The following is a 19,223-nucleotide window of genomic DNA, read 5'->3' as shown; positions in this document are numbered from 1 at the left end:
CCTCCACTCCCGCCAACCCGAAGTAAAATTATGGTCGCTATGATGTGGTCTCCATGCTTCGGGTCTTACTGGAAGTACTGAACACTTTCGCGTCAAGTTCTCCGAAGTTCATTCCTGTTTGACTAAACTATCACTATAGGGACCATACCTCGCCTCTGACCTCCTGAGAGACGGCAAGCGAGAAACCGTGGTCCACGCTAGCAAGCTAGCCACCAGCCTAAGGCAAGACAGCCTCTGGTCAGCCTGTGTGTTCTTTGGTCTCGTGACTTAAGTCTATCACCACACACGCTCGGACATGCTGTCGAACCTTCATCTCTATGGTCATCGCAGACCACTAACCCCAATTACCTCAAGTCATTCTGTTTGCGTCCTGTTGCCTGCTGGTCTCCCTTTACGTGGGGGCTTGAGTAGGTCAGTGGGGGTGCGACTTCAGGGTGCAAACAAAAGGAGTACACGTAAATGTCCCAACAAGAAATCAGCGTCATTAACCTCGACCAGCTTGTCTCCATGACCTCAGTTGAAATTGCTGAGCTGACAGGCAAGGAGCACCGAAATGTCCTGCGTGATATTCGCAATATGGCTGAGGAGCTTAACGCGCTCAAAACTGAGCAGTGCTCAAAACTGAGCAGTCATATCGGGGTGACTGAAGATGTCTATCTAAACGCGCAGGGGAAACAGCAGCCGCTGTATCGTCTCGACCGTAAGCATACTTTCATTCTGGTCGCTGGCTATTCCGTTCACCTCCGCGCCAAGTGTTACGACCATATTCAGACGTTAGAGCGTCGAGTCCTTCAACTGGAAGACCAGAAGAAGCGAGCAGCCATTCAGTCCGCTAACCGCCGAGGCGTGACTTGGGGCGACTACTGCAAAACCTATGGTCTGCCCGCTCAGAAGCTAATGACCGCACTTCTCCAGCATCGTGGCCTCTTTCGTAAGAACCCAATCAGTAACGAGTGGTCTGTAAATCCGAAGTATTCCGACTGCTTTCGTATCATTAAGCCGTCAGACCAGAAGTTCTCAGCAGGTGGGTATAACTTCCGGTTCAACGCTAAGGGGCTGGAGGTCTTCGGTAAGCCTGAGATGGTTGACAAGATGCGAGGCATCCTTATTGCATTCACTGGCACCGACCAGCAGAAGCAAGAGCACCTCCTGAAGCTGGCACAATCCGGTAAGGTGGAGGGAATCTAAGATGATGATTGACCCGCGCACACCTGAGGGGCGCATGACTCTCCGTTACCGTGGCTACCGGACTGAGGTCATCCTGAAGGAGCTTGGTCTAGACCCGGAAGATGGGACCCGCCAGCACCAATCACGAGACGAGCTAATAGCCCAACTGGTCGCTATGAAACTGTCGCCTAACCGTTAGTAGCTCACCTACTCAATACCTAATTTTAAACCTTTTGAGATGACCGATGCGGGGAGACGCCGCAGGACTAAACACGCCTGTGGTCGACCGATAGTCTCAGACTCAAGAGGAGTAATTACATGTCTAGCAAAGCTAGTGCGTTATTCAATAACCAAGACTGGAAACTATCAGTCACCGACATCAATCTCTACGACAATACTGTGAGTCTGGACGGTCAGTCCTATCCGCTGTCCCTCGCTATCAAGACCCTCATTCCGGGCTACCTGTCAGGCCTGCCGTCTACCAGCCGCGAGGCAATGGAGTTACTGGAAGCTCTGGCTGAAGCTGGTGTAGCTATTGGCAACTTCTTCAGTAATGACCTGATGACCGCCTACCAACGCCGCCAGATGAACAAACGAGCTGAGGCTGAGCGAATCGCTAAAGAGCGGCGGCTTCAGGCTGAGCGTACCCGCGAGATGTTCATGACTGAAGACGAATGGCAAAAAGAGCTACAGCGTCGCGAACAGGTCAAAGCTGACCGCCGGACCTACGGTGAGAACCTCCGCAGTGCTACCCATTCCGCTGGTCGCTCCCGTGCTTCTATGGTCGCTGACATTGAGTCCACGGACAACTGGATGGACAGCCTGTAAGACACACAAGTGGTCCTGACCCGATGTCGGGACCCACAGTATCCAAACTAATTTAGGAGATTGATTATTATGACGATTAAAGACGCTTTCCAGTTCGGCATTGAGCCAGTACGCATCACCGACACCGACAACATTCAGGTCAATGAAGGTCTGCCGACTAACGCCGACCCGTAACAGCTTACCGACTCCAATCATTGCTCACACTCTGGCTGACCGCTCTGTGCTGGTCCCTGTCCGTGGTGGTAAGCGACCTGAAGTTGTGACCGCTCCGTCTGGCACTGAAATCACCGTTGAGCCGATTGAACAGGCTATCCTCGTGTCTCACCAGACAAAGCTTTGGGACGCTAAGTCTTCCACTGGTTTCACTCTGGGGACGCTCCAGCAGGACGCTCTGAACATCTGCGATAACGTGGTCCGTACCATCAATAGTCGCATGGTCGATGTACTGGAATCCTCCAAGCTGTTGAAGACTGTAGAGCTTCCGGTCCTGACTGGTAGCCTGACAGCTAAGGCAGACACTATCATGGACGCGCTGTATGAGAACACCGAGCCTTCTTTCGGTTCTGAGGTTTCTGACTACGGCATTATCGCCCATGAGTCACACCTCAAGGCTCTCTCCCGTCTGGCTGCTAAGCAAGGTTTTGGTGGTGAAGACGCTATCGTCGATATGCTGGGGGCTGACATCGCCTATTACAACGGTGAAGACCGTGGCGTGTTCATGATGGCTAAGCGTTTTACGGCTCTGAGCTTCGGTTGCTTCCGTCACGATGGCGACCACATTACTGTGGTCCTTTCACGTGATGGTGACTCCCAGTCTCACGACCTTGAGATTCTCGGCAAGGTGTTTGTTGTAGCTGAAGCTGCTACGACCATCAAGATGGGTACTGGCTCGGCTACTGCTGTCCTGCCTGTAGTCAAACGCCTGAGCTTCACTAAAGAAGCTAACTAACAATAACGACTATTGGTCAGACTTCCGAACTGGATGTCTGGCCTTTATTTTGTACTAGTAATCTAGTTCGTGAATGTAGAAGGGAGGAGGACCAAATGGACCTACACAAAGTCTATCTCGTGGTCTTCCTGCTAAAGCTGGGACTGGTGGTCTGGCTATGGGCTATTAGACGATGAGTTTTGACTGAAAAATGTGAGACCTCATCTAATATAAAGAGCGAGCCAAAAGTCCCCATAGCCCGACCCTGAGTCAGACCAAAAGGGCCGGGTAGTCAGACCGTGAGTTCTATTCCTTTAGAGGGAATATTACGTGCTTCAAGTCTTGACCGTCTATCGCTAAATGTGTGACTATCACTACAACCAACTGGATTCATCAGTCTTTAAGAAACAAGAGGTTAGCTGGTTGTCTTCGATTTGTCTTAGGCTCCCTTCGCCCGCTCCAGTTTTTTTACGCCCTCATATATTATTTCTTTATAATGCATCAAGCTACCGCATATTGATTATTAAAATCGATAGTATTGTTATAATTTGTCAATTGCCTTAGTTTTTGGATGTTGTTAATAATAGCTAAATGGTGTTCTTTCTCAGTGCAGTGATAAGAGAGTACGCTTTTTTTATTCTGCATTGTAGAGACATATGCATCAATGGATTTTTTTATTATCGCAGTTTTATGTATTTTTGGTTCAAGTAACAGTGATTGTTCTATACAAGAGATTGCATCCTCAATTCTTTCATTATATATGTTTACCAGTGACTTATAGTAGTATAGGGAAGCGACATCTAATATTTTTATTTGTGCATGATCAAAAAAAATACGTGATGTTGTTGCTTGTCCGGAAAGACCAGTTATCAGCCCCATAATTCCTAATATCTTACCATCAAAAATAGCTTTATCTGATACCTTATCTATAAATTCTAATGCCTTTTGAGTAGCATGTTTATGTTCATATATACCATGAAGAGCTAGAGACATATGGCATTCAGCTAACAGACAATAGCATTCATTTATTAATAACTGAGCATTGTATTTTTTTATCAGGTTTTCAAATATAGTTATTGCTTTGACAATGCTTTCTGGTGTGAACTCATTTAGTGCATTTTTCCCAGCAGACATTTCTTTGGATAAAACATGCTCATTAGATGATTCGTTTTGGCTAATCAATCCTGGTGCAGTTTCAGGATCCTTCATGACCATATACAAGTTACTTATTATAAATTGTGATATTTTTTGTATATCATCAGCCTGAAGATGAGTGCTGGCAACAAGATAAAAACTTTTTGCATCGATCACCTCAACATATAAGCTGTTTGATGTGTCATGTTGGTTAATCCTTCCTGTTATAAAATAATCTGGTTTGAATCTGGCCAGAAAAGCTGTTTGGGATTTATTATCTATACAATACTGGGTTGCAGCCATTGGGTATATATATAGGTTATCGTTTTTTTTATTTGAAATGAACTGTATAAGCTCTTGATTAAGTGTTAATGGATCCTGGTGGCTGTGAGACGTTGTAAATGGGAATAAAGCAATAGTGCTTCCTGCTTCATTATATTGATTTCCTTTTATTTTGAATACTTGTCCACTGAATCGGTAACCTTTTCTATATATGGTTTCTATACAACGGGTATAACCAATTTGTTCAAAAATACATCTTAATGAATATATACAACGTGTAAGGGACTCATCACTTACAATTACATTTTTCCACACGGATTCGATGATCATATCTTTTGATACAACATTGCCAGCAGATTCAAGCAATACAAATAATACACCTAGCTCTTTGGGGGGAATGTAAGATTGCTCATTCCCTTTAGTAAGAATACCATCTTCTGTCAGTATTATCCCATCAGGGAAATGATATGAAAATTTAATTTCTAAATCCATTAGCTAACCTCTGTGAATTTTATGGCTATTTGCGTCCTGCATGAGTAATAGATATGACTGATACTCATATATATTTCATTAAACTGTATATGACTTTGTATATACAAAATTCCCATGACTGTTGGCATTAATTTATCCAGAATTGCTTTGAATGTAATCTGAAATATTCTTAAGTAATGCATGTTAATCATGTATGTGTATAACTAATTGAAATACATAGATAAAAACTGGGTGTTTCATTTCTTAACTGAGCATTAATTTCATTTAAGAAAGATAAAATACTAAAAGGTAATCTATATATCGAGATACAATCTGTTTGTAGAAACAATATGAGTAACACTTCTATTCATTAGCTAACTATTGTTTTTGATATAATAGGTTAAGATAATCATATGCGCTTGCTTTTTGCACCGTTAAATCATCTGTTTTTATAATGTAGCATCTTCGCCAAAGAGTGCTTTTGATGTTTTCTGACAAAAATATTATGTAAAGTAATTGTCATGCGGGGGAGGGATGTACTATTGGTGTTTTTATAGCGCGAGGGAGTTATGTATAAGAGTTTAGATGTACAGAATTATAAATTTCAAAAAATTATGGCGTGTTTCAGTACCAATAATATTCAAATGGTTGTTTTTAACATTTTTGTTTCTATAATGATATTATATTATCTTGCACAGTACATAATTGCTCTATTACTAATATTAAAAAGAAATCCATGATTACGTTGTTTTTGTATATTATAGCTTATTATTTTTCCTGAAAAGACATAAAAATCAGGAAGGAGTAGTGCAAGTTTATCATCCTCAACTTGATCAATAATATCAAATTTGTTTATTTTGTTGGAGATGAGATGCAAAGTATTATAATTTTCACTCCATGTATATTCAATATCTCGTCGAATTGCTTTATAAACCTTTGTGTTTTGTTTCCATGTGCCACTCAGTGCAACTGTTCCAGTCTTTTGGTTTTTATTATACATAAAATCAAGAGTAAGATTGGCTTGTCCCTGGTCATTAAAGATAACCCAATTAGCCGTACATTTTTCATTATATGCGATTTGTTCTTTAGAATAATGATAGGCAATGAATAAAATAAACCCACTGATAAAGCATAAAACAATAAGCAGGACTTTTTTACAGCGAGTCACGATTAACCTCACGATAAGACAGAGTTAAACAGCCGGCAACTTCGTTATTACTGTAGTTTTTTTTGCATGCCATAACAATCAAACCCGGAGACGACCTGGAGAGTGAAAAATATAGCCACGGATATTTTTTACAGTCAATTCCTGACCCTAATATACGGTTCTTATATTTATCGAAATCTTTCAAACCATCGATGCTATCTTCTGCAACATTAAAATGACAACCATTTATTTGTGCAACAGTTCTGTAATCTTTGAAAAATGATCTGGGTTGACTATTATTCCATAGTAAAAATGCGGTAAGCAAACCTACACCAAACGCACTTAACATTGGTAAATAAAATTTAGAGCGCCAGAGTATGTTCCTGACATGATTATCTGGAGCAACATTTATGTCTCTAAGCTCATCTGTAACGTTCAGACTGTGAGGAGAATTGTTCTTTTGAACATCTACTGAAGAGGGGAGGGTATGACTTCCTATGTTTATATCATTATTGATCTTGAACCCTTTTCTCGGCACGGTTGCAATAAGCGAATGCGTAGTCTCACCAACCGCACGAAATCCGCGTCTTATAATCGATATGTTTTGGTATAACGTGTTGACCGGTACACGCATACCTTCTTCTTCCCAGACTCTGGAGAAAAAATCTTGTTGGGCGACCACATCTGGAAAAGCTTCAAGTAGCAACGATAAACACCTGCTTGCTGGCGTTGTCAGAACGACGTTCAGCTCGGCGTCATGTACCGAAATTAATTTCCTGTGTTCCGGCCAGAACTCAATATTATTGTTAATAATCCAGTACATACGTCAATAAAATACGGCATCAAGAAAATTGAAATTAAATAGTTTGATAAGTATATTAGTATTTATCTAATAAATATATATTAATTTTATATTCATTCCGATAATCATGATTGCAATATGTTAATGTAACTTAAAATTCTATATATATTAACAAATTTAACAGTTGTAACGACGTTTTTATGATTTTTCTCTCATGATGTCTCTTCATCTTTTGAGATAACACACAAAACTTACATGATTAAACTAAATATTTAACAAATGGCGTTAAAAGTGCGTGATATAAAATACGGGCATCTTTATAAATGCCCGTATATACAATAATTATGATTATTGATAGTTACGTTTCAATGCTGAACTGAGTTTGAACGTATAAACAATTCGTTAATTTTACCACCCATCCTTTTTTCAATTCTTTGCTTGTAGGCGTAGATGCTACGGATATCCATGTTGAGTGTTTCTGCAATCTGATATGGATTATAGCCAGAGACCATATGCCCCATTATGGTGAACTCCATTTGAGTTAACGTATTGCCTCTGGTAAACGACAGATAACGACCGATAAACAACTGTCTGATCTTTTCGTTAGCAACATCCAGTCCATCATCATTATATATAATGGCTGATATTGCTGGGTTATGTTTTCTCCAGTAATTAGCAAGAGATTGCATATTCCTGTCGCTTACCAATACAATTCCCATATCAGTACTCGTAAGATAGTCAATCCAGTCTTTATCTAAAAAAAGACGTAAAAAACTTACTGAAAAATCTACAAAAATGTATCCGCTTAATCGTGCGTTATGGTTTTTACTTAATATGCCTTCAACCACACCACGATTAAAATACGAACTATCTTCGGGCCACATACAAAAGCATGCGTTTGCACAATACTGCAAACGTGGTGACTTTTCTGGCATTATTTGACAATGCATTGAGCAACTATTGCATGTAAGACTTTTATATCTACTACAAAGTCTCATGTTAATAACCTCCCTATTCATAGATAATCGCATAATTTCATTGGTTATTGATGATGTCAATACACTCTGATTTAATAAGCTTTTAATAGAAATTTGCGTTTAATCTGTATTTGATATTATTCTCAATAAACTATTTAAGAATACGTCGTTAAGTTTTAAATATGGTTTGATTTCACTTGGTTAACCATATTGGCTTTATTGCAAATCAGATAACTACCTAATGCATTAGGAATATCTATACTGCAAATTGTTTTCGAATAACCAGAAGATATCTTGTAAATCTAAGTGAAGCATCTTAAATAGTCTTATTTAAGATGTTCAGATTTTTACTGATGATAACAGCTTGATAATGCTTGTTTATGCTATGAATAGTCAGAGGGAGGATTAATGGTGGGCAGGCATTGTAAGAATTGGAATGGTTCAAAATTATGACTATTTTGAACCATTCACCTCAGAGATTAACTAAAGAACATTACCGAAACGCACAAAATACCCACGATCAACGTAATTAGATTTCCGATGGAACGCCAGGGTTTAAGCGCAGGGATGAGGTACGTAGACAGTGTAGGCATGATAAAAAGAATCATGGCAATGAGCGGACCGCTGATTGCGTAGATCATCGAAATTGCGTTAGGGTTGATGCAGCAGACGATGAAAGTAATCAGTGATACCAACATAATTGACAGTGCGCGGTTAAATGCACGGCTTTTTTTAACCCCTACCTGCTGTAACGTTGTTTTGACTAATTCCGTCGCACCTTCAATAACGCCAAAGTAGGTGCCTAAAAATGATTTAGACATTGCAACTACCGCGACAATAATCCCAGAAATTGACAACCATGCAGGGGCATTTGGCAACATAGACAGTGCCGATAAAATGGTGACGCCTTCCTCTTTTGCCGTTTCAATATATGAAGGTGGAATTGATAACAGGCAGCTAAAGACAAAGAATAGCACGCTCACGCAGATGATGAGATAAGCGACCTTCATAATTTTTTTGCATTTATCCATAGCGTGTTCGCCGTATTTTTCACGTCTGTCGATGGCAAACGTAGAAATAATCGGTGTATGGCTAAAGGCGAAAACCATCACGGGAATCGATATCCATATCTGGTGAAGGGTATTCTGATTGAACTCTACCTGGGTTGTTAATAAAGAAGGCTGCCAGCTACCGACCAGGTAGATGGAAAGAAATAAAAAGTAGGCAATCAGCGGGAAAACCAAAAATCCCATTACCCGAATTGTGGCATGGCGTCCCATCAGAAAAATGAGATTCAGGATCAACACAACACCAAGACTCACCAGCATACGGATGCGTAGATCAATGGCCATATGCTTCGCCAGTTGTTCAGTGAGTGAGTTGGTGATTGCCACTGCATATATCAACACGACGACAAAAAAAGCAATGAAGTACAGAGTGGTAATCAGATTACCAATCTTCTTGCCATAGTAGTGAGTTACCGCGCCAGTGATCCCTTCGCCTGCTGATGTTTTTGAAGAAAGGATGAACTGGCACAAGGCCTTATGTGGCCAATATGTTAAAGGCCAGGCGACCAGTGCAGTAATAAACAGGACCACCGCTCCCGCTGAACCTAACTGAATAGGGAGGAAGAGTGTGCCTGCGCCAACGGCAGTGCCGTAGAGTGCGAAGCTCCAGAGAGTTTCTTCTTTTGACCAAATCTTAGACATTATTTGAACGTATCATCTACAAATTAAACAAAATGGAGGGCAATTTACCATAAACCAGGCCAGACATGGGAGATTAACGCTATATCAACCGTGGATTGGTGTGTTAGTAGATGCAAACCTTGCGTGCCAGCCTGGTATCTCCATCCCTCATTCCGACGAATTTCCTTTGTGATAAAAATCACTATTTTTAAACATTTAAGATAATTGTTGTTAACAATCATTTACTATTACGCGGTTAATTGGTGCGAGGTTGTGATGAAAGACGTTGTGATTGTCGGGGCGTTACGAACACCTATCGGTTGCTTTCGTGGAGCATTGGCAGGCCATTCCGCCGTGGAATTAGGCAGCCTGGTCGTGAAAGCATTATTAGATCGCACTGGTGTTGCAGCACATGCGGTAGATGAGGTGATTCTGGGACAGGTTCTGACCGCCGGGGCAGGGCAGAATCCAGCACGGCAATCAGCGATTAAAGGTGGTCTTCCCAACAGCGTTTCGGCAATTACCATTAATGATGTTTGTGGTTCCGGACTAAAAGCTTTGCATCTCGCCACTCAGGCGATCCAGTGTGGTGAGGCTGATATTGTTATTGCCGGTGGCCAGGAAAATATGAGTCGCGCGCCGCATGTTTTGACTGATAGCCGCACCGGAGCACAGCTTGGCGATAGCCAATTGGTTGATAGCCTGGTGCATGACGGCTTGTGGGATGCATTCAATGATTACCATATTGGTGTCACCGCCGAAAATCTGGCGCGCGAATATGGTATCAGCCGCCAGTTACAAGATGCCTACGCACTTAGTTCGCAGCAAAAAGCGCGGGCGGCCATTGACGCCGGACGATTCAAAGATGAGATCGTCCCGGTCAGAACGCAAAGCAACGGGCAGTTATTGATCGTTGATACCGATGAACAGCCGCGTACTGATGCCAGTGCAGAAGGGCTAGCCAGTTTAAATCCGTCATTTGATAGCCACGGCTCTGTTACTGCGGGAAATGCCTCATCCATCAATGATGGTGCTGCTGCGGTAATGATGATGAGCGAAGCCAAAGCGCGAGCGTTGAATTTACCCGTGCTCGCACGTATTCGCGCCTTTGCCAGCGTTGGTGTCGATCCTGCACTGATGGGCATTGCCCCGGTGTATGCAACCCGCCGTTGCCTGGAGCGTGTTGGCTGGCAACTGGCCGATATCGATCTTATTGAGGCTAATGAAGCATTTGCCGCGCAGGCGCTTTCTGTTGGCAAGATGCTCGAGTGGGATGAACGCCGGGTCAATGTCAATGGGGGCGCGATTGCGTTGGGCCACCCGATTGGTGCCTCCGGGTGCCGCATTTTAGTTTCTTTGGTTCATGAAATGGTGAAACGCAACGCTCGTAAAGGATTGGCTACACTCTGCATTGGTGGTGGTCAGGGGGTGGCATTAACTATTGAGCGTGACGATTAGATCTGTATTTCTTCCTTATCCGTTAAACATCTGCCGCCATCAATCTGCTTTATGATGATGGCTGGCACCGCTATGCACATTTCATATAAAACCTGACTTTTCTCCTTCTACCTGGCTGATTCGTGATCGGTACTACACTTTTTTCAATCCTTTTTCAGAAAATGAAACAATGTTTTATTTTTAATTGAAAACCATATCCCATGGGCATATCATCCCTTTAAAGAGAAAACGAAACGATGTTTCACTATCGTTTGTAATTTCATGCTTCACTGATTATCGGAGGTTGATGTGGACGTAAGACAGAGCATCCACAGTGCGCACGCGAAAACGCTGGATACCCAGGGGCTGCGCAATGAATTTTTGGTTGAAAAGGTATTCGTCGCGGATGAGTACACCATGGTTTACAGCCACATTGACCGTATTATTGTTGGCGGTATTATGCCGGTAGCAAAAACGGTTTCCGTTGGCGGGGAAGTCGGAAAACAACTGGGCGTGAGCTACTTCCTTGAGCGTCGCGAGCTGGGTGTTATCAATATTGGCGGTGCCGGAACGATTACTGTCGATGGTCAATGCTATGAAATCGGTCACCGCGATGCCTTGTATGTAGGTAAAGGTGCAAAAGAGGTTGTCTTTGCCAGCATCGATAGTGCCACTCCAGCGAAGTTTTACTACAACTGTGCGCCTGCTCACACAACGTATCCCACCAAAAAAGTGACTCCGTCCGAAGTGTCTCCGGTTACGCTGGGCGATAACCTCACCAGCAACCGCCGCACGATTAACAAATATTTTGTGCCGGATGTGCTGGAAACCTGCCAGTTGAGTATGGGGCTGACGGAGCTGGCACCGGGTAACCTGTGGAACACGATGCCGTGCCACACCCACGAACGTCGGATGGAAGTTTATTTCTATTTCAACATGGACGATGACGCCTGCGTTTTCCACATGATGGGGCAGCCGCAAGAAACGCGTCATATTGTGATACATAACGAACAGGCAGTGATCTCCCCAAGTTGGTCTATCCATTCTGGCGTAGGAACCAAAGCTTATACCTTTATCTGGGGCATGGTCGGTGAAAACCAGGTCTTTGATGATATGGACCACGTTGCCGTTAAAGATCTGCGCTAGTCGCGAGTATAAATGAATAAGGTATTATTATGATTTTAAATGCATTTTCTCTTGAAGGTAAAGTTGCGGTAGTCACCGGTTGTGACACCGGGCTGGGACAGGGAATGGCACTGGGGCTGGCACAGGCGGGTTGTGACATTGTCGGCATCAACATTGTTGAGCCAACAAAGACTATTGAACAGGTTACTGCGCTGGGGCGTCGCTTTTTAAGTCTGACTGCCGATCTGCGTAAGATTGATGGCATCCTAGCACTGCTGGATCGTGCGGTAGCAGAGTTCGGTCATATTGATATCCTGGTGAATAACGCCGGATTGATTCGCCGTGAAGATGCCCTCGAGTTCAGCGAAAAAGACTGGGATGATGTGATGAACCTGAATATCAAAAGCGTGTTCTTCATGTCTCAGGCTGCGGCGAAACACTTTATCGCTCAGGGCAACGGCGGCAAGATTATCAATATTGCGTCAATGCTTTCATTTCAGGGCGGGATCCGTGTGCCTTCGTATACCGCATCAAAAAGCGGCGTGATGGGCGTGACGCGCCTGATGGCGAACGAATGGGCAAAACATAACATCAACGTTAATGCGATTGCTCCGGGTTACATGGCGACCAACAATACTCAGCAATTGCGGGCTGATGAACAACGTAGTGCGGAAATTCTTGAGCGCATTCCTGCCGGACGCTGGGGGCTACCGAGCGATCTGATGGGGCCGGTGGTATTCCTTGCCTCCAGTGCTTCAGACTATGTGAATGGTTATACCGTTGCTGTGGATGGCGGCTGGCTGGCACGTTAATTTATTCAGTTTGCTATTAAGACCCTGCCTGACGGCGGGGTTTTTTATTTCTGATAATCAGCATAATCCATATCATGGTTATGAAATAATCCATATTAATTATCAATTAGTAAACTTTATGATTTTTATCTGCTTTAAAATTAGATGCTTAATTATAATGTCATTAATTTCACTTAATTTTAAAAGTGTAATGTCCATCACATAACAGTATGTAGCAGCAGTTTAATCCATATTTATGATGTTTCCGACCTGACACCTGAGTTAATTGTTCACGTATTTTTTCACTATGTCTTACTCTGTGCTGGCAGGAAAAAATGGTTACTATCAATACGGAATCTGCTTTAACGCCGCGCCCTCTGCGCGATACGCGGCGTATGAATATGTTTGTTTCGGTAGCTGCTGCGGTCGCGGGATTGTTATTCGGTCTTGATATCGGAGTTATTGCCGGAGCGTTGCCGTTCATCACCGATCACTTTGTGCTGACCAGTCGTTTGCAGGAGTGGGTGGTCAGCAGCATGATGCTTGGCGCAGCAATCGGTGCGCTGTTTAACGGTTGGCTGTCGTTCCGCCTGGGGCGTAAATACAGTCTGATGGCGGGGGCTATCCTCTTTGTGCTCGGTTCGATAGGGTCGGCTTTTGCGACCAGCGTTGAAATGCTGATTGCCGCCCGTGTGGTGCTGGGGATTGCTGTCGGAATCGCCTCTTATACTGCACCTCTCTATCTCTCAGAAATGGCGAGTGAAAACGTTCGTGGCAAGATGATCAGTATGTACCAGTTGATGGTCACACTCGGCATTGTGCTGGCGTTTTTATCCGATACAGCCTTCAGCTATAGCGGTAACTGGCGCGCAATGTTAGGTGTTCTTGCCTTACCTGCAGTCCTGTTGATTATTCTGGTGGTCTTCCTGCCGAATAGTCCGCGCTGGCTGGCGGAGAAAGGGCGTCATATTGAGGCGGAAGAAGTGCTGCGTATGCTGCGCGATACATCGGAAAAAGCGCGAGAAGAACTCAACGAAATACGTGAAAGCCTGAAATTAAAACAGGGCGGTTGGGCGCTGTTTAAGATCAACCGTAACGTCCGTCGTGCCGTGTTCCTCGGTATGTTGTTGCAGGCGATGCAGCAGTTTACTGGTATGAACATCATCATGTACTACGCGCCGCGTATCTTCAAAATGGCGGGCTTTACGACTACCGAACAGCAGATGATTGCGACTCTGGTGGTGGGGTTGACCTTTATGTTCGCCACCTTTATTGCCGTCTTTACGGTCGATAAAGCGGGGCGTAAACCGGCGCTGAAAATTGGTTTCAGCGTGATGGCGTTGGGAACTCTGGTGTTGGGTTATTGCCTGATGCAGTTTGATAACGGAACGGCTTCCAGTGGTTTGTCCTGGCTCTCTGTTGGCATGACGATGATGTGTATTGCCGGTTATGCGATGAGTGCCGCGCCTGTGGTGTGGATCCTGTGCTCCGAAATTCAGCCGCTGAAATGTCGCGATTTCGGTATTACTTGCTCGACCACCACCAACTGGGTGTCGAACATGATTATCGGCGCGACCTTCCTGACGTTGCTCGACAGCATTGGCGCTGCCGGTACGTTCTGGCTCTACACCGCATTGAACATTGCGTTTGTGGGCATCACTTTCTGGCTCATTCCTGAAACCAAGAATGTCACGCTGGAACATATCGAACGTAAACTGATGTCTGGCGAGAAGTTGAGAAATATCGGCGTCTGATTTCACTGGCCGGATGTGCTGTACATCCGGCCTTTTTTTCGCTAATAGAGATCGGGCACCTGGCCGTTGAGGCGTTCGTTACGTCCTTTATTCTGCCTCGCTGCGGTAACTCACAAGACAGGAGAGAGGAATGAAAACAATTGGTTTGCTGGGGGGAATGAGTTGGGAATCCACCATCCCTTACTATCGCCTGATAAATGAAGGCATTAAACAGCGGCTTGGTGGACTTCACTCTGCGCAAGTGCTGCTACATAGCGTCGATTTTCATGAAATAGAAGAGTGTCAACGTCGTGGTGAATGGGATAAAACCGGGGAGATTCTGGCAGAGGCGGCGATTGGCTTACAGCGGGCGGGTGCAGAGGGCATTGTGTTATGTACCAATACGATGCACAAAGTGGCAGATGTCATCGAATCCCGTTGCTCGCTGCCTTTTTTACATATTGCGGATGCCACCGGACGAGCAATCAGCCGCGCCGGAATGACGCGCGTAGCGCTACTGGGCACGCGCTACACTATGGAGCAGGATTTTTATCGTGGGCGGTTGGCGGAGCAATTTTCTATCGATTGTCTGGTGCCTGAAGCAGATGAACGGGCGAAAATTAATCAGATTATTTTTGAAGAGCTGTGTCTGGGGCAATTTACCGAAGCATCGCGCGCTTATTATGCGCAAGTGATTGCTCGCCTCGCAGAACAGGGCGCGCAGGGCGTGATTTTCGGCTGCACAGAAATTGGTTTACTGGTGCCTGAAGAACGCAGCGTTCTTCCCGTATTTGATACTGCAGCGATCCATGCCGAGGATGCGGTTGCCTTTATGCTGTCGTAACTGACTACAAAATAGCGTCAAGCGAGGCAACCAGTTTCGGTAAACCGACTTGTAAATGCTCTGTAAATGCCTGTACCAGTGCTGAAGACGGGCGGTGCAGGGGGCGAATCAGGCTAACGGTGAAGGGAACCGCAATACTGAATCGCCGCACGACTAATCCGCTTGCTGCATAATCCAGAGCGGTGAGTGGGTTAACTATCGAAACGCCCGCTCCCGCCCGTACCATCGCGCAGACTGACGCGGCACTATGGGTCTCCACAATCATGCGGCGTTTAACCTGATGTTCATTAAACAGTTGATCCAGCAACTGGCGATAGCTGTCAGTACGGGAAAGGCTGATGTAATTCTCACCCTGAAAATCTTCCGGCGTTAATACCTCTTTTGTCGCCAGCGGATGCGCCCGCGGTAAAACACAGACTTCATCTAAAGACAGTAATTCGGTACGTTCCGTACCCGCAGGCGTATGCAGCGTTTCGGTGAGTCCTAAATCATGGCGCTGGGCCGAAAGCCACTCTTCAAGTAGCGGCGATTCCTGCGGCACGATATTTAAACTGACTTCAGGATAACGGGCCAGAAAAGGTTGTAGCAGCGGGGGCAAAAAAGACTGCGAAAAGACCGGCAGGCAGGCAATTGAAAGTTCTCCCTGGCGAAACTCGCGCAGACTTTCAGCGGCGCTGACGATGCGATCCAGCCCGTACCAGGAGCGCTGCACCTCTTCAAATAGCCGCAGTCCTTGCACGGTAGGATGTAATCTTCCGCGTATGCGCTCAAACAGTTTCAGCCCAATCACCTTTTCAAAACGTGCCAGTTCGCGGCTGACAGTTGGCTGTGAGGTGTGCAGCAGTTGTGCGGCTTCAGTCAGGCTTCCGGCGGTCATAACCGCATGAAAAATTTCAATATGACGTAAGTTAACGGCGGCCATCGACTTTCTCTCGCAATCCGGTAATCCATATCATTTTTGCATAGACTCGGCATAAATCGATATTTTTTATTCTTTTTATGATGTGGCGTAATCATAAAAAAGCACTTATTCGGAGTTTGTTATGCCACATTCACTGTTCAGCACTGATACCGATCTCAGCGCCGAAAATCTGCTGCGCTTGCCCGCAGAATTTGGCTGCCCGGTGTGGGTCTACGATGCACAAATTATTCGTCGGCAGATTGCGGCGTTGAAACAGTTTGATGTGGTGCGCTTCGCACAGAAAGCTTGTTCCAATATTCATATTTTGCGCTTAATGCGTGAGCAGGGCGTGAAAGTAGATTCCGTCTCGTTGGGTGAAATCGAGCGTGCGCTGGCGGCGGGATACAATCCGCAAACGCATCCCGATGACATCGTCTTTACCGCGGATGTTATCGATCAGGCAACGCTTGAGCGCGTCAGTGAATTGCAAATTCCAGTGAATGCTGGCTCTGTCGATATGCTCGACCAACTGGGGAAGGTTTCGCCAGGGCATCGGGTATGGCTGCGCGTTAACCCGGGGTTTGGTCACGGTCATAGCCAAAAAACCAATACCGGTGGCGAAAACAGTAAGCACGGCATCTGGTATGCCGATCTTCCCGCCGCACTGGAAGTGATACAACGTCATCATCTGCAACTGGTCGGCATTCACATGCACATTGGTTCCGGTGTTGATTACGCGCATCTGGAGCAGGTGTGTGGGGCGATGGTGCGTCAGGTCATCGAATTTGGTCAGGATTTACAGGCTATTTCTGCAGGTGGTGGGCTTTCTGTTCCTTATCAGCAGGGAGAGGAGTCGGTTGATACTGAACATTATTATGGTCTGTGGAATGCCGCGCGTGAGCAGATCGCTTGCCATTTGGGGCATCACGTGAAACTGGAAATTGAACCGGGTCGCTTCCTGGTGGCGCAGTCTGGCGTGTTGATTACTCAGGTGCGGAGCGTCAAACAAATGGGCAGTCGCCGCTTTGTGCTGGTTGATGCCGGATTTAACGACCTGATGCGTCCGGCAATGTACGGCAGTTACCACCATATTAGCGCCCTGGCGGCTGATGGTCGTTCTCTTGAACAGGCACCAACGGTGGAAACCGTTGTCGCCGGGCCGTTATGTGAATCGGGCGATGTTTTTACCCAGCAGGAGGGGGGAAATGTCGAAACCCGCGCTTTGCCGGAAGTGAAGGCGGGTGATTATCTGGTGCTGCATGATACGGGGGCATATGGCGCGTCAATGTCATCAAACTACAATAGCCGCCCACTGTTGCCAGAAGTTCTGTTTGATAATGGTCAGGCGCGGTTGATTCGCCGCCGCCAGACCATTGAAGAATTACTGGCGTTAGAGTTGCTTTAATCACCGCTAGTCGCTGGCGGTGTTATGCGTTGCCTCCAGCGACGGCGTTGAAACTGAATGGCGGCGTACCAGCGTAGGACTAAAGACATTGGTGATTTCGGGGAGGGGGCGATTATCCGCCAGCGCTAATGCCAGTTCGGCAGCCTGGGTTGCCATCGTCACAATGGGGTAACGTACGGTGGTCAGCCGTGGGCGCACATAGCGTGATACCAGCACATCATCAAAACCAATCAACGAAATCTCGCCCGGTACATCGATCCCATTGTCATTGAGTACGCCCATCGCGCCCGCCGCCATTGAGTCGTTATAACAGGCCACCGCGGTGAAATTCCGGCCTCTTCCCAGCAGTTCAGTCATTGCCTGTTCGCCGCCACTTTCATCCGGTTCACCAAAAGTTACTAACCGGTCATTAACTGGAATACCGCTTTCAGTAAGGGCATCGTAATACCCCAGGAGGCGATCTTCGGCGTCAGAAATAGAGTGGTTAGAGCAAAGGTAACCAATACGGGTATGGCCTTGCTGAATTAAATGACGTGTCGCCAGCCAGGCACCGTAACGATCGTCCAGAGCGATACAACGGTTCTCAAAACCAGGGAGTATCCGGTTGATCAGCACCATGCCTGGCATTTGTTTCATCAATGCGGCTAAATCGGCATCCGGGATCATTTTGGCATGGACAACCAGTGCGGCGCAGCGATGACGGATCAACTGCTCAATGGCCTGACGCTCTTTTTGCTCGTTGTGGTAACCATTACCAATCAATAAGAAATTACCGGTGTGATAAGCCACCTGTTCGACCGCTTTCACCATTGCGCCGAAAAAGGGATCGGAAACATCGCCAACGATCAGGCCAACGGTTTCAGTTGTCTGTTGTGCCAGCGCCCGGGCGTTGGCGTTTGGGTGATAGCTAAGAGATTCCATCGCGCTATGCACAGCCAGACGAGAAGCTTCACTGGCTTTTGGAGAGTTATTAATGACGCGGGAAACTGTGGCGACTGAAACGCCTGCCAGTCGGGCTACATCCTTTATGGTCGCCATGAAAATACCTTTGTGGGTAAACGCTTACATTCTGTCAGTGTTACGGAAAACGCCCGTTGGTTCAAGGGGTGTGGTGTTTTCTGCGCGGGGAATGTGAGCGAAACGCGAATAAGTAAGACAAAAAAAGAGATTACAAACCTTTGGTTACACTTTGCGAAACGCTGTTGCGATTGACCGCTGGTGGCGTTTGGCTTCAGGTTGCTAAAGTGGTGATCCCAGAGGTATTGATAGGTGAAGTCAACTTCGGGTTGAGCACATGAATTACACCAGCCTGCGCAGATGCGCAGGTTTTTTTTCGCCTGACATCAATCTGTAACAGTAACCGATAATTTACACACCTCGTTGCATTTCCCTTCATTCCTTTGCGTTTTCTCGCTGGCGAACATGCTTTGCGCAGACCACAATCAAGATCCCAGAGGTATTGATTGGTGAGATTATTCGGTACGCTCTTCGTACCCTGTCTCTTGCACCAACCTGCGCGGATGCGCAGGTTTTTTTTCATACCGATTTTACTGTCGCTCGAGT

Annotated in this window: 15 protein-coding genes and 1 pseudogene; 9 read left to right on the top strand and 7 right to left on the bottom strand. The window is 45.7% G+C overall.

Annotated elements, in window-relative coordinates:
- Window positions 1-459: 459 nt before the first annotated feature.
- The 3 genes and pseudogenes from A1WG_RS17070 (at window position 460) to A1WG_RS17080 (ending at window position 2,944) form a co-directional block, all read left to right on the top strand.
- Entirely contained in the window at window positions 460-1,188 is a 729-nt protein-coding gene (locus A1WG_RS17070; RefSeq protein ID WP_000082601.1) for a Rha family transcriptional regulator, read from the top strand.
- 297 nt (window positions 1,189-1,485) lie between these two features.
- Window positions 1,486-1,995, top strand: coding sequence for a hypothetical protein (locus A1WG_RS17075; RefSeq protein ID WP_001517008.1), 510 nt, complete (start codon window positions 1,486-1,488; stop codon window positions 1,993-1,995).
- A gap of 69 nt (window positions 1,996-2,064) precedes the next feature.
- Window positions 2,065-2,944: pseudogene (locus A1WG_RS17080) on the top strand (hypothetical protein).
- A 480-nt stretch (window positions 2,945-3,424) separates the two neighbouring features.
- Here A1WG_RS17080 and A1WG_RS17085 read toward each other — a convergent pair.
- The 5 genes from A1WG_RS17085 to A1WG_RS17100 form a co-directional block, all read right to left on the bottom strand.
- Complete coding sequence (locus tag A1WG_RS17085) at window positions 3,425-4,831, bottom strand: winged helix-turn-helix domain-containing protein (RefSeq protein ID WP_001517005.1); 1,407 nt, start codon at window positions 4,829-4,831, stop codon at window positions 3,425-3,427.
- 664 nt (window positions 4,832-5,495) lie between these two features.
- On the bottom strand, window positions 5,496-5,978 hold the full coding sequence (locus A1WG_RS17090) for a hypothetical protein (RefSeq protein WP_001517003.1): 483 nt from the start codon (window positions 5,976-5,978) through the stop codon (window positions 5,496-5,498).
- Window positions 5,965-6,780, bottom strand: a complete 816-nt coding sequence (locus A1WG_RS0121465) for a winged helix-turn-helix domain-containing protein (protein WP_010378573.1) — start codon at window positions 6,778-6,780, stop codon at window positions 5,965-5,967. Before A1WG_RS0121465 ends, A1WG_RS17090 begins: the two co-directional genes overlap by 14 nt.
- A gap of 344 nt (window positions 6,781-7,124) precedes the next feature.
- Window positions 7,125-7,757: a helix-turn-helix transcriptional regulator gene (locus tag A1WG_RS17095; protein WP_001517001.1), complete on the bottom strand. Its 633-nt coding sequence runs from the start codon at window positions 7,755-7,757 to the stop codon at window positions 7,125-7,127.
- A 458-nt stretch (window positions 7,758-8,215) separates the two neighbouring features.
- The gene (locus tag A1WG_RS17100) at window positions 8,216-9,445 is read right to left on the bottom strand and encodes an amino acid permease (protein ID WP_000036848.1); all 1,230 of its coding nucleotides are present in this window, start codon (window positions 9,443-9,445) and stop codon (window positions 8,216-8,218) included.
- 255 nt (window positions 9,446-9,700) lie between these two features.
- Between A1WG_RS17100 and A1WG_RS17105 the strand changes: the two genes are divergently transcribed.
- The 5 genes from A1WG_RS17105 (at window position 9,701) to ygeA (ending at window position 15,354) form a co-directional block, all read left to right on the top strand.
- Window positions 9,701-10,882 (top strand): acetyl-CoA C-acetyltransferase, encoded by a 1,182-nt coding sequence (locus A1WG_RS17105; protein ID WP_000656046.1) that lies wholly within the window; start codon window positions 9,701-9,703, stop codon window positions 10,880-10,882.
- A 288-nt stretch (window positions 10,883-11,170) separates the two neighbouring features.
- Entirely contained in the window at window positions 11,171-12,007 is an 837-nt protein-coding gene (gene kduI, locus A1WG_RS17110; protein WP_000383241.1) for a 5-dehydro-4-deoxy-D-glucuronate isomerase, read from the top strand.
- Window positions 12,008-12,036: 29 nt separating this feature from the next.
- Window positions 12,037-12,798: a 2-dehydro-3-deoxy-D-gluconate 5-dehydrogenase KduD gene (kduD, locus tag A1WG_RS17115; protein WP_001517000.1), complete on the top strand. Its 762-nt coding sequence runs from the start codon at window positions 12,037-12,039 to the stop codon at window positions 12,796-12,798.
- A gap of 314 nt (window positions 12,799-13,112) precedes the next feature.
- The gene (araE, locus tag A1WG_RS17120) at window positions 13,113-14,531 is read left to right on the top strand and encodes an arabinose-proton symporter AraE (protein ID WP_000256427.1); all 1,419 of its coding nucleotides are present in this window, start codon (window positions 13,113-13,115) and stop codon (window positions 14,529-14,531) included.
- 130 nt (window positions 14,532-14,661) lie between these two features.
- A complete protein-coding gene (ygeA, locus tag A1WG_RS17125) occupies window positions 14,662-15,354 on the top strand; it encodes an amino acid racemase (protein ID WP_001516999.1) in 693 nt (230 codons plus the stop codon).
- Between the two features lie 4 nt (window positions 15,355-15,358).
- Here the strand turns inward: ygeA and lysR are convergent, their stop codons facing one another.
- A complete protein-coding gene (gene lysR / locus A1WG_RS17130) occupies window positions 15,359-16,276 on the bottom strand; it encodes a DNA-binding transcriptional regulator LysR (protein ID WP_001516998.1) in 918 nt (305 codons plus the stop codon).
- A gap of 121 nt (window positions 16,277-16,397) precedes the next feature.
- Between lysR and lysA the strand changes: the two genes are divergently transcribed.
- Window positions 16,398-17,660 carry a diaminopimelate decarboxylase gene (lysA, locus tag A1WG_RS17135; protein ID WP_001516997.1) on the top strand — a complete coding sequence of 421 codons (1,263 nt, stop codon included), beginning with the start codon at window positions 16,398-16,400 and terminating at the stop codon, window positions 17,658-17,660.
- 6 nt (window positions 17,661-17,666) lie between these two features.
- On the opposite strand, the gene galR is transcribed toward lysA, so the two are convergent.
- Entirely contained in the window at window positions 17,667-18,698 is a 1,032-nt protein-coding gene (galR, locus tag A1WG_RS17140; protein WP_001516996.1) for an HTH-type transcriptional regulator GalR, read from the bottom strand.
- Window positions 18,699-19,223: the final 525 nt, after the last annotated feature.

It is taken from the genome of Escherichia sp. KTE96 (assembly GCF_000408525.1).
In the GTDB taxonomy this organism is placed as follows: Bacteria; Pseudomonadota; Gammaproteobacteria; order Enterobacterales; family Enterobacteriaceae; genus Escherichia; species Escherichia marmotae.
The sequence above is the reverse complement of the archived record's forward strand: the minus strand, read 5'-3'. Positions and strand labels throughout refer to the sequence as shown.